Genomic DNA, 11,811 nt, shown 5'->3' on the forward strand with positions numbered 1-11,811 from the left:
ATGGGCATAAAGTTAATAAACATAGGCTTTGGAAATATAGTATCGGCAAATAGATTGGTGGCAATAGTAAGTCCGGAGTCTGCCCCAATAAAGAGAATAATACAAGAGGCGCGAGATAGGGGAATGCTTATAGATGCAACTTATGGAAGAAGGACTCGTGCTGTAATAATAACAGATAGTGATCATGTAATACTTTCAGCGGTGCAGCCTGAAACAGTAGCACATAGATTGTCATCCAATAAAGACATGGAGGAAGATATAGTAGAGGTTGATGAATAATGAAAAAAAAAGGACTTTTAATAGTAGTATCGGGACCATCAGGTGCTGGCAAAGGAACAGTTTGTTCAGCTCTTCTCAAAAAAAATGATTTTTGGATGTCTATTTCTGCTACCACAAGGAAGCCAAGAGTTGGTGAGCAAGATGGAGTCAATTATCACTTTTTGACAAAAAAAGATTTTGAAAGTAAAATAAAAAGCGAAGATTTTTTAGAATATGCTAGAGTATATGGAAATTATTATGGAACTCCAAAGGAATATGCCTTGGAGGCTATAGAACAAGGGAAAGATGTAATACTTGAAATTGATATTCAAGGTGCACTTAAGGTAAAGGAAAGCTATCCTCAAGGGGTGTTTGTATTTATTTTACCTCCATCTATGAAAGAATTAAAACATAGAATAATATCAAGAGGAAGTGAAACTCCAGAATCTTTGATGACTAGATTTAAATCCGCTTATAAAGAAATAAATTATGTGTCAAAGTATAATTATGCTGTTATAAATGATACCGTTGAAAATGCAGTGGAAACAATACAATCCATAATTGTAGCCGAAAGGTGCAGAGTGGATAGAGTAAAAGATGAAATATTAAATTCTAAGGAGGGTATTATAAATGAGCAACTCTATGATTAATCCATCTATTGTAGATTTATTAAAAAAAGTAGATAACAGATACACTTTGATTACAATAACAGCTAAAAGGGCAAGGCAGTTGATTGAAGGCTCAGAGCCCATGGTTGACATAAAGTCTACTAAACCAGTTACAATAGCTATAAATGAAATTGATAAAGGACTAGTAGATTTTGAAACTGTAATAGAAGGTATAAAATAATGAATAAGTGTAAAAAGACAGTGGTTGTTGGAGTAACTGGGGGAATAGCTGTTTATAAGGCACTTGATGTAATAAGTAAACTAAAAAAAAAGAATTTTGATATACATGTAGTAATGACAGGGTCAGCAATGGAGTTTGTGACTCCTTTGACTTTTCAAACTATTAGTCAAAATATAGTAAACTCGGATATGTTTTCAGAACCACGTGCATGGGAAATACAGCACATTTCCCTGGCAAAAAAAGCTGACTTGATGCTGATTGTTCCAGCTACTGCGAATATAATAGGAAAGGTTGCATCTGGAATAGCAGATGATCTGTTATCTACTACTATTATGGCTACAAAAGCACCAGTAGTATTTGCACCAGCAATGAATACAAACATGTATAACAATCCTATAGTTCAGCAGAATATAGATAAACTATCAAAATTAGGATATGAATTTATAAAACCAGATAGTGGAAGGCTTGCATGCGGTGATATAGGAGAGGGAAAACTACCGGATACTTCTTTTATATCAGCAATAATAGAAAGCATGTTGTATGATAAAAAAGATTTAAAAGGTAAAAATGTTCTTGTAACTGCAGGACCAACTTTAGCCTGTATAGATCCAGTAAGATATATAACCAATAAATCATCAGGTAAAATGGGTTATTGTATTGCTGAAGAAGCTAGAGATAGGGGAGCAAAAGTTACATTGATTTCAGGACCTACAAAATTGCCACTTCCATTTGGAATAAATTATATAGGTGTCAATACAAATAGAGAAATGTTAGATGCTGTATTGGATAATTTTAATTCACAGGATATAGTTGTAAAAGCTGCAGCAGTGGCTGATTATAAGCCAAAAGCATATTCTGATATTAAAATAAAGAAGTCAGAAGATGAACTTTCATTGAATTTTGTAAAGGATACAGATATATTGAAGAGACTTGGTGAAATAAAAACCAAACAGATACTTGTAGGATTTGCGGCAGAAAGTAACGATTTGATTAAAAATGCTGAAGGAAAATTGAAAAGAAAAAATTTAGATTATATAGTTGCAAATAATATAACTGCTGTAGATACAGGTTTTGCTTCAGATGACAATAAAGTCACAGTATTGTCAAAGACGGGTGAAAAAATGGATTTACTCAAGATGAGTAAAAGACAGCTAGCTAGAAAGTTATTTGACATAATTGATTTAGTATAATTGCAAAGATATATTTCAACAAAATTAAAGATTTATTAAGAGGGGTTGGTTAGCAGGCCTCTCTTATTTGATGTATAAGCTAAAAAGGGTGATAAGGTGAATTATGCAGGTGTAATTGTAAATAAGACATCTATTAATTTAGATAAAATTTTTACGTATAAAATACCAGATTCCATGCAGAAAAATATATGCATAGGTTGTAGAGTAAAAGTTCCTTTTGGAAACGGAAATAGAAGTATAGATGGTTTTGTATTAAGATTATATAATGAAATAAATTTAAATAATAAAATCAAAAGTATAATATCTATATGTGATGATTTTCCACTTTTCACAGAAAAAGATTTAAGTCTGATTGAAAAAATGAAAAGAAGATATTTGTGTACTTATTTGGAATGTATAAAAGTATTTATTCCTACAGGATTGTTTACTGGAATGAAAGATAAAAGTGAAATACGACTTTACAAAGGTGGCAATTTAACAGGAAGATTTTTAAAGGAACCTTATACGCATATTTATGATATAGTAAGCAATAATGAAGGTATGTATACAAAAAATTTCATTAGTAAAAAATATGCAGTATCCCTATCATCAATGAATACAATGATTAAACAAGGTTTTATAATAACTCAAAAAAAAGTTGTAAGTAGATATGACAAAAAAAAGTATGAAGTATATTCCAGAAAGAAGTTAAATTATGAACAGGAAAAAGCAGTTAAATCAATACTAAATTCTAAAAAAAGTGAATTTCTTATATATGGTGTCACAGGAAGCGGTAAAACTGAAATATATATGCATATAGTAGATGAGATGATTTTAGAGGGAAAGGATGTTATAATATTAGTTCCTGAAATAGCTCTTACACCTCAGATGGTAGAAAGATTTAAGGGGAGATTTGGAAACAATATAAGCGTATTTCATAGTAAACTTTCAAAAGGCGAAAGATATGATGAATGGATGAGAATAAAAAGAGGCGAAATAAAAGTAGCCATAGGTGCCAGGTCTGCTATTTTTTTACCATTTAATAATCTTGGAATGATAATAGTAGATGAGGAACATGAGGAAAGTTATAAATCTGATAGTAATCCTAAATACAATGTTAGAGAAATTGGTAGAATGAAATGTAATGAGTACAGCTGTAAAATGGTACTTGGATCTGCTACTCCTTCAATTGAAACTTACAGTAAATGTAAAACTGGGGATATAGAGCTTATAAGAATAAAAAACAGGGCAGATGGAGCGTCTATGCCAGAAACAAAAGTTGTTGATATGAGAGAAGAGTTATTGAATAATAACAAGTCCATGTTTAGCAGGGAACTATATGATTTGATTTCTGATAGATTAAATAAAAAAGAACAAACAATATTATTCTTAAATAGAAGAGGGTTCTCTACATTTGTATCTTGCAGAAAATGTGGATATATATTTAAATGTAATAATTGTGATATATCTCTTACTTATCATCATGACATAAAAAAATTAGTTTGTCATTATTGTGGAAGTAAGATAAACGTACCTAAAGTTTGTCCTAGATGTGGAAGTAGATATGTAAAATATTTTGGAATAGGTACAGAAAAGATAGAAAAGGAAGTTAAAAAAGAATTTCCACAAGCCAAAGTTTTAAGGATGGATTTTGACACAACGAGAACTAAACATTCTTATGAAAATATCTATAATATATTTAAAAATCATAAAGCTGATATTTTAATAGGAACTCAAATGGTGGCTAAAGGACTTGATTTTAGAAATGTCACTCTTGTGGGAGTTATAGCAGCGGACTTATCATTAAATTTACCTGATTTTAGGTCAGCCGAAAGAACGTATCAGCTCATAACTCAAGTTTCAGGAAGAGCTGGAAGAGGAAGCAAACAGGGTAAAGTCATAATTCAAACGTATAGTCCCGAAAACTACAGTATAAAATATGCAGCAGCTGGTGATTATGAAAATTTTTATGAAGAAGAGATAAGTATAAGGCGCAGTATGTATTATCCACCATTTTCACATATATTGCTTATAAATATGAGCAGTAAAAATGAGAATATATTAATAAAAAACATACAAAGAGTTGCTATATTATTAAAAAATAAACTGGAAGACCATGATAAAATTGAAGTAATGGGACCATGTCCATGTATTATATCAAAAATAAAAGAAATGTTTAGATGGCAGATAATGATTAAGGGAAAAATTGATTTGGATATAGCACAAAATGTCAAGAAAACAGTGTATAATTTAATTAAAGATGCCTATAGTGATATAAAGATAAGCATAGATATTAATCCTAATAGTACTATTTAAATTGGAGAGGAGCAATAAAAAATGGCTTTAAGAAATATAAGAAAATACGGTGATGAAATACTTAGAAAGAAAAGTAGAAAAGTTGATAATATAAATGACAGAATAACTACACTCTTATCAGATATGGAAGAAACACTCTATAATGCCAATGGAGTTGGACTTGCAGCTCCACAAGTTGGAATATTGAAAAGAGTTATAGTAATAGATATAGGTCAAGGTATAATTAAACTTATAAATCCAGAAATAATAGAAACAGAAGGCAGTTATATAGATGAAGAAGGATGTCTAAGTATACCTGGTAAACAGGGAAAAGTAGAAAGACCATATAAAGTAAAAGTAAAGGCACTTAATGAAAAAGGTGAGGAAATAATGGTAGAGGGAGAGGAACTTTTGGCAAGAGCTTTATGTCATGAAATAGATCACTTGGATGGAATACTTTATGTAGATAAAGTTATAAATCAAAGGGGAGAAGATTAATATATGGATATAGTTTTTATGGGAACTCCTGATTTTGCAGTACCTTCTTTGAAAGCCCTAATAGATAAATTTAATGTCAGTGCAGTTTTCACACAGCCTGACAGACCAAAAGGAAGAGGAAAAAAAATTTCTCAATCTCCTGTTAAGGAAACTGCAGTATCCTATGGGATAAAAGAAATATATCAACCGGAAAAATTAAAAGAAGATAAGTTTTCCATACAAAAATTGAAATCAATAAATCCTGATTTTATTGTAGTAGTAGCTTATGGACAAATACTTACAAAAGAGGTACTTGACATACCTAAATATGGATGCATAAATCTTCATGCCTCTCTTTTACCAAAATATAGAGGAGCAGCTCCTATAAATTGGTGCATAATAGATGGAGAACAGGAAAGTGGAAATACTACAATGCTTATGGACGAGGGACTTGATACTGGAGATATTCTCTTTAGTAATAGAGTTGAAATTACAGAGAATATGACAGCTGGATCATTGCATGATATATTGATGGAAGATGGAGCTAATCTTATTATCAAAACTTTAGAAAAATTCAAAGATGGTACTATAATTAGAAAAAAACAGGGTAAAACATGTACGAATTATGCTAAAATGTTAGATAAGAATATAGCAAAAATAAACTGGAGCTCAGATGCAAAAGATATAAAAAATCTTATAAGAGGATTGAATCCATGGCCAGTTGCCTATACTAATTATGGACAAAAAAATATGAAGATATATAAGTGTGAAGTTACAGATGAAATTTCAAATATGGAGCCTGGAACTATAGCTGATGTGTGTGAAAATGGTATAAAAGTATGTTGTAAGGACAAAATACTCTTGATTGAAGAAATACAATTTCCTGGGAAAAGGTGTATGAGCGTAGATGAATATATAAGAGGAAATTCTATAGAAAAAGGTGTGATCCTAGGAAAATAATCTACTCAATACAATTCAAAATTAATTTCAATCTAAAAAGAAAGGAGTTAAAAATATGTTGTTTGACAGAAGTTTTATCATATTGATTCCGGCACTTGTAATTGCAGCCTATGCACAATATAAAGTATCGGCTACCTTCAATAAATATTCAAAATATCGAAGCAAAAATGGATATACTGGAGCGCAGGTAGCAAGAATGCTCTTAGATTACAGCGGATTGAATTATGTCCCAATTGAATTGATACCAGGACATTTAAGTGACCATTATGATCCTTCCAAGAGAATTATGAGATTATCGGAAAGTGTATATTATGGTAATTCTGTAGCATCTATTGGTGTGGCAGCACATGAAACAGGTCATGCTATTCAGCATAAAGAAAAATACATTCCTTTGATTTTTAGAAATAGTATAGTACCTTTTGCAAACTTTGGATCAAGTGCATCATGGATACTATTTATATTGGGATTTATGTTTGGCATAAGAGGGCTTGTTAGTATAGGAATAATACTTTTTACTGCAGTTGTAGTATTTCAAATAGTAACTCTTCCTGTAGAACTTAATGCATCCAGTAGAGCACTTAAAATACTTGATAGAAGAGCAATATTATATCATGATGAATTAAGAGGAGCAAGAAAGGTTCTTGGAGCAGCGGCTATGACTTATATAGCAGCGGCACTTACATCTATAGCCAATCTTCTTAGATTGATTTATATAAGCAGAGAAAGAGATTAATGATATAGGAGAAAAAATGAATAATTCTAGATTTGTGGCAATTACTATATTGCAAGAAGTACTTTATAAGGGAGCTTATTCAAATATAGCTCTTAATAATGGATTGAATAAGAGTAATTTGAATAAAAAGGATAAGTCCCTAGTTACTGAAATTGTATATGGAACATTGAAATATAAATATGCTATTGACTGTATACTTGGCGGATTTTTAAAAAGTAATTTAAAGGATATGGATAAATTCATAGTAAATGTATTGAGAATATCCATATATCAAATAAAATATTTAGACAAGATACCAGATTTTGCAGTGGTAAACGAGGCTGTAGAACTGTCAAAGAAAAAATCATCAAAGCTTTCCAAAGTTGTAAATGGAGTGCTTAGAAACTACCTGAGGAATAAACAGAGCAAATATGACAAAAATAGTAATCATATAGATAAATTATGTTTTGATTATTCTTTTCCAAAATGGATGGTAAAACTTTTTATATCTCAATATGGAGATGAAAACATTAATAGAATACTAAAAGGATTAAATGCTACTCCTAAGATTACTGTTAGAGTAAATAGACTATTTTCAGATGCACAGACAATATGCAATGAACTTTTGGAAAATGGATATAGCGTGCAATCAGGAATAATATGTAAAGATTCCATAGTAATAAATAGGGGAAGTAGTATAAATGAAAATCCATTATTCAAATGTGGCAGGATATCAGTACAAGATGAAAGTGCCATGCTCGCTGTTACAGCTATGGATCTTACTAACGGCATGGTAGTATTTGACATGTGCAGTGCCCCAGGAGGAAAATCAGCATATGCAGCGGAGATTATGGGAAACACAGGCCAAATTTTTGCCTTTGACATATATAAAAATAAAATAAAGTTAATAGAAGCAAATGTTGAAAGACTGGGAATAAAAAATATTAAGGCAACTTTACAAAATGCTGAAATTTACAATGATGAATTAAAAGAGAAAGCAGATAGGGTTCTCATAGATCTACCATGTTCAGGACTTGGTATAATAAGAAAAAAACCTGAAATAAAGTGGAATAAAAATATGAAACAATTAAAGGATATAATAAATATACAGAGAAATATAATTAAAAATGCATCTAAATATGTAAAAGTCAGTGGTAAACTTATATATTCCACGTGTACTATAAATAGAGAAGAAAATGAAAAAAACGTAAATTGGTTTATAAACAATAATCCTGAATTTGAGTTGGAAAAGCTTGATTATGGACCAATAGACAATGTGATTTATCATAAAGAAGGATATATTACAATACTTCCAAATGAAAATATGGATGGATTTTTTATTGCAAAAATGATAAAACGTAGGTAGGTTTAATATGTATAATATTTTAGATTTTAGTTTAGATGAATTAAAAAAATGGATGATAGAAAGAGGGGAAAGTGCATTTAGAGCAAAACAGGTAATGGATTGGCTTTATAAAAATCAAATATGGAATTTTGATAATATGAAAAACATTCCCCAAAATACAAGGCAGCTTCTTAAGAAAAATTTCTATATAAGTATTCCACAGCTTATAAAAACATATGAATCTGAAAGAAAAGATACATTTAAGTACTTGTATAAATATGACGATGGCAATATTATTGAAACTGTGGTGATGAAATACAATAGAGGAAATTCTATTTGCGTATCAACTCAAGTTGGTTGTAATATGGGATGCAGGTTTTGTGCATCTACAATAGGTGGAATGGTTAGAAATTTAAGCTCAGGAGAAATATTGGCACAAGTTTTAGTATGTCAAAAACAAATTGGAGAAAAAATATCCAATATAGTTTTAATGGGAAGTGGAGAACCACTAGATAACTATGAGAATGTACTTAAATTTATTAAAATAGTTAACTCACAATACTGTTTAAATATAGGACAGAGACATATAACTCTTTCAACGTGTGGTATAGTACCTAAAATAAAGAAGCTTGCTGAAGAAAAGATGCAGATAACCCTTGCAATATCACTGCATGCAGCTGAAGATGCACTCAGAACTACAATGATGCCTATTGCAAATAAATATTCTATAAATGAGATTATGGAATCCTGCAGGTATTATATAAATAAAGCAGGAAGAAGAATTTCTTTTGAATATGCATTAGTTCAAGGTGTAAATGACAGCGACAGATGCGCCTTGAAATTAGTACACCTGTTAAAAGAAATGCTGTGCCATGTGAATTTAATACCTGTAAATAAAATAAAAGAAAATGGATTCAAACAGTCTTCTAAAAATAATATTGAAAATTTTTTACGTATATTATCTAAACATGGAATAGAAACTACAATAAGAAAAGAAATGGGTTCAGATATAGATGCAGCATGCGGACAACTTAGAAGAAGCTATTTGGATTCCAAAAAGAATGGAGAAAGGGTGTAGAAAATGGTGGGGATCTTATCAGATGTAGGAAAGGTAAGAAAGCTAAATGAAGATTGTGTAGGATTTTATGAAGGAAATGATTTCAAATTATATGTTATAGCTGATGGAATGGGAGGACATAATGCAGGAGAAGTGGCCAGCAAGATTGCAGTAGACACAACAATTTCATGTATTAAATCCATAAAAGCATCGGATAATATGGAGAATGAATTAATAAAAGCCATAAATATTGCCAATCAGAAGATCTTCAAACTTTCAAAGAGCAGAAAAGATCTATCTGGTATGGGGACAACTATAACAGCCTGTTTAGTAAAAGATGAGCATATGATTACAGGAAATGTAGGTGACAGTGGATGCTATATTATAAAAAAAGACGGAATAAATAAAATTACAAAAGACCATTCACTTGTACAACAACTTATAGATGAAGGAAGCATAACAGAAGAAGAAGCAGCTGTTCACCCAAATAAGAATATAATAACTAGAGCACTTGGAACTAATGCATCTGTTGAAGTGGACACATTTAATGTGAATCTGGATGATATAAATAGAGTACTTATATGTACTGATGGATTGTCAAATGAAGTGAGTGTAAATGAAATGTATGAAATTATAATGAAAAATAGCAATAACAAAGATGCCTGCAAACAGCTGATAGATTTAAGTAAGCTAAGAGGTGGAAGAGATAATATATCAGTTATTGTATTTGAAGGAGAGTGTAAACATGATAGGAACAACTCTGGGAAATAGATATGAAGTATTGGAGAAAATAGGGGAAGGAGGTATGGCAATTGTATATAAGGGAAAAGATAAATTATTAAATCGTAATGTAGCTGTTAAAATTTTAAAAGAAGAATTTTCAAGTGATACTGAATTTGTTAAAAAATTCAAAAGAGAAGCTACAGCAGCAGCTAGTCTTTCCAATAATCATATAGTCAATATATATGATGTAGGCAGTGATAATGATACAAATTATATAATAATGGAATATGTAAGTGGCAAGACTTTAAAACAGGTTATAAAAGAAAATGGAAAGCTTGCTCCAAATAAAACTGTGGAGTTATCTATACAAATAGTAAAGGCTTTAGAATGTGCACATAAGAATAATATCATACATAGGGATATAAAACCTCATAATATACTTGTAACAGATGAAGGAACAGCAAAAGTAACTGACTTTGGCATAGCGAAGGCATCTAATTCTGTAACTATAACTAATTCTAATAGAATAATGGGATCAGCTCATTATTTTTCACCAGAACAGGCAAAAGGCAGTTTTGTGGATTTTAGAACGGATATATATTCATTGGGAATAGTTATGTATGAAATGGTTACAGGACGTGTTCCCTATGATGCAGATAGTCCTGTTTCGGTAGCATTAAAACACATACAGGAACCTGTAGTTCCACCTAAAGAATTAGACGAAAATATTCCAGACAACTTGAATAAATTAATATTAAAAGCTGTAGAAAAAGAACCTATTAGAAGATATCAGACTATGACTGCCATGTTGCTGGACTTAAATAAGATACAAAATAATCAAAATCCTAATATTGTAGATGATGATTTTGAAGAAGATATGACTAGGATAATGGATCCAGCAGATGTTAATAATGCCATAATTGCAGCTAACAAGCAAAATGATAAAAATAATGATAAAGATAACGATGAAGATGAAGAAGATCTTGAAGATTCAGTGCCAAGTAAAAAGACCATACTTGATCCAAGAAAAAAAAGAAATATATTATTGGCTGCATTAGCTGTATTGATAGTAGTTATAGGATTTATAGTAGGTTATAATAAGATATACAGTGGAGTAGCAGAAACTACAGTTCCAAATATAGTTGGAATGAAGCAGGCTGAAGCAAAGAGCACTATAGAGGCTAAAAAATTGAAATTTGTAGTAGTTGGTAAAGAAAATAGTGATAAACCGGAAGGTACAATAATAAAAATTTTGCCTAAAGCAGGAACCAAGGTAAAAGTTAATTCTGAAGTAAGAGTTAGTATAAGTGGAGGAAAGAAACAGCTTACAGTTCCAAATGTAGTGGGAACTGATCTTGATACTGCTAAAGATATTATTACTAAAAGTGGTTTGAATGTGGGAGATATAAGTTATAAGTATAGTGACAATGTTTCAAGTGGAAATATAATAAGCCAGGATCCTCAATCAGATTCTAATGTGGATGATGGTTCTTCAGTAGATTTAGTTGTAAGTAACGGACCGGAAGTTAAGTATTCAACAGTTCCTGATGTAACAGGAAAAAATATTGACGAAGCAACTTCGATACTTGAGAATGCAGGTTTTAAAGTTGTTCCAAGTCAAGTAGATACTCCAGATAGTTCACTGGCTGGGAAGGTTTCAAGTCAGAGCGTAACTGGATCTCAGAAACAAGGTTCTACAATAACTCTGTCATACTATAAATATGTAGAAGCAGCAAGTTCCAAGGACCAAAATAATAATAGTGGCAATAATGATGGTAAAGATGGCTCACAACAAGTCAGCGGAAGCAGTAATAGTGGTGGCTCACAACAAAGCAGTGGAAGTAGCAGCGGAAGTGGCTCACAACAGGGCAGTGGAAGCAGCAACAGTGATGGTGGCTCACAACAAAGTAGTGGAAGCAGCAGCGGAAGTGGATCACAACAAGGCAGTGGAAGTAGCAGCGGAAGT

General features: G+C 31.4%; 12 protein-coding genes. All 12 read left to right on the forward strand.

Features of this window, described 5'->3' with window-relative positions; genetic code table 11:
* Positions 1–279 (forward strand): extracellular matrix/biofilm regulator RemA, encoded by a 279-nt coding sequence (remA, locus tag KM800_RS05165; RefSeq protein ID WP_217812109.1) that lies wholly within the window; start codon positions 1–3, stop codon positions 277–279.
* Positions 279–908: a guanylate kinase gene (gmk, locus tag KM800_RS05170; protein ID WP_217812110.1), complete on the forward strand. Its 630-nt coding sequence runs from the start codon at positions 279–281 to the stop codon at positions 906–908. The genes remA and gmk overlap by 1 nt, the downstream gene beginning before the upstream one ends.
* Positions 889–1,107 (forward strand): DNA-directed RNA polymerase subunit omega, encoded by a 219-nt coding sequence (gene rpoZ, locus KM800_RS05175; protein WP_217812111.1) that lies wholly within the window; start codon positions 889–891, stop codon positions 1,105–1,107. The genes gmk and rpoZ overlap by 20 nt, the downstream gene beginning before the upstream one ends.
* On the forward strand, positions 1,107–2,297 hold the full coding sequence (gene coaBC, locus KM800_RS05180) for a bifunctional phosphopantothenoylcysteine decarboxylase/phosphopantothenate--cysteine ligase CoaBC (protein WP_217812112.1): 1,191 nt from the start codon (positions 1,107–1,109) through the stop codon (positions 2,295–2,297). Before rpoZ ends, coaBC begins: the two co-directional genes overlap by 1 nt.
* Positions 2,298–2,393: 96 nt before the next feature.
* Positions 2,394–4,592 carry a primosomal protein N' gene (gene priA, locus KM800_RS05185; RefSeq protein ID WP_217812113.1) on the forward strand — a complete coding sequence of 733 codons (2,199 nt, stop codon included), beginning with the start codon at positions 2,394–2,396 and terminating at the stop codon, positions 4,590–4,592.
* A gap of 21 nt (positions 4,593–4,613) precedes the next feature.
* Complete coding sequence (gene def, locus KM800_RS05190) at positions 4,614–5,069, forward strand: peptide deformylase (protein ID WP_217812114.1); 456 nt, start codon at positions 4,614–4,616, stop codon at positions 5,067–5,069.
* A 3-nt stretch (positions 5,070–5,072) separates the two neighbouring features.
* Positions 5,073–6,008 (forward strand): methionyl-tRNA formyltransferase, encoded by a 936-nt coding sequence (fmt, locus tag KM800_RS05195; protein WP_217812115.1) that lies wholly within the window; start codon positions 5,073–5,075, stop codon positions 6,006–6,008.
* Positions 6,009–6,063: 55 nt separating this feature from the next.
* Complete coding sequence (locus tag KM800_RS05200) at positions 6,064–6,741, forward strand: zinc metallopeptidase (RefSeq protein ID WP_217812116.1); 678 nt, start codon at positions 6,064–6,066, stop codon at positions 6,739–6,741.
* A gap of 16 nt (positions 6,742–6,757) precedes the next feature.
* Positions 6,758–8,086 (forward strand): 16S rRNA (cytosine(967)-C(5))-methyltransferase RsmB, encoded by a 1,329-nt coding sequence (rsmB, locus tag KM800_RS05205; protein ID WP_217812117.1) that lies wholly within the window; start codon positions 6,758–6,760, stop codon positions 8,084–8,086.
* 7 nt (positions 8,087–8,093) lie between these two features.
* Entirely contained in the window at positions 8,094–9,143 is a 1,050-nt protein-coding gene (rlmN, locus tag KM800_RS05210) for a 23S rRNA (adenine(2503)-C(2))-methyltransferase RlmN (RefSeq protein WP_217812118.1), read from the forward strand.
* Between the two features lie 3 nt (positions 9,144–9,146).
* Positions 9,147–9,893: a Stp1/IreP family PP2C-type Ser/Thr phosphatase gene (locus KM800_RS05215; RefSeq protein WP_217812119.1), complete on the forward strand. Its 747-nt coding sequence runs from the start codon at positions 9,147–9,149 to the stop codon at positions 9,891–9,893.
* Positions 9,868–11,811 (forward strand): Stk1 family PASTA domain-containing Ser/Thr kinase (gene pknB, locus KM800_RS05220; protein WP_217812120.1); only part of this gene is annotated, 1,944 nt, incomplete at its 3' end. The genes KM800_RS05215 and pknB, both read left to right, overlap by 26 nt.

Source organism: Clostridium tyrobutyricum (assembly GCF_019144085.1).
GTDB lineage: Bacteria > Bacillota > Clostridia > Clostridiales > Clostridiaceae > Clostridium_B > Clostridium_B tyrobutyricum_A.

What these genes read in the sequence shown, in the direction of transcription:
- remA (WP_217812109.1), top strand. Translation starts at nt 1, where the DNA reads ATGGGCATAAAGTTAATAAACATAGGCTTTGGAAATATAGTATCGGCA.
- gmk (WP_217812110.1), top strand. Translation starts at nt 279, where the DNA reads ATGAAAAAAAAAGGACTTTTAATAGTAGTATCGGGACCATCAGGTGCT.
- rpoZ (WP_217812111.1), top strand. Translation starts at nt 889, where the DNA reads ATGAGCAACTCTATGATTAATCCATCTATTGTAGATTTATTAAAAAAA.
- coaBC (WP_217812112.1), top strand. Translation starts at nt 1,107, where the DNA reads ATGAATAAGTGTAAAAAGACAGTGGTTGTTGGAGTAACTGGGGGAATA.
- def (WP_217812114.1), top strand. Translation starts at nt 4,614, where the DNA reads ATGGCTTTAAGAAATATAAGAAAATACGGTGATGAAATACTTAGAAAG.
- fmt (WP_217812115.1), top strand. Translation starts at nt 5,073, where the DNA reads ATGGATATAGTTTTTATGGGAACTCCTGATTTTGCAGTACCTTCTTTG.
- KM800_RS05200 (WP_217812116.1), top strand. Translation starts at nt 6,064, where the DNA reads ATGTTGTTTGACAGAAGTTTTATCATATTGATTCCGGCACTTGTAATT.
- rsmB (WP_217812117.1), top strand. Translation starts at nt 6,758, where the DNA reads ATGAATAATTCTAGATTTGTGGCAATTACTATATTGCAAGAAGTACTT.
- rlmN (WP_217812118.1), top strand. Translation starts at nt 8,094, where the DNA reads ATGTATAATATTTTAGATTTTAGTTTAGATGAATTAAAAAAATGGATG.
- KM800_RS05215 (WP_217812119.1), top strand. Translation starts at nt 9,147, where the DNA reads ATGGTGGGGATCTTATCAGATGTAGGAAAGGTAAGAAAGCTAAATGAA.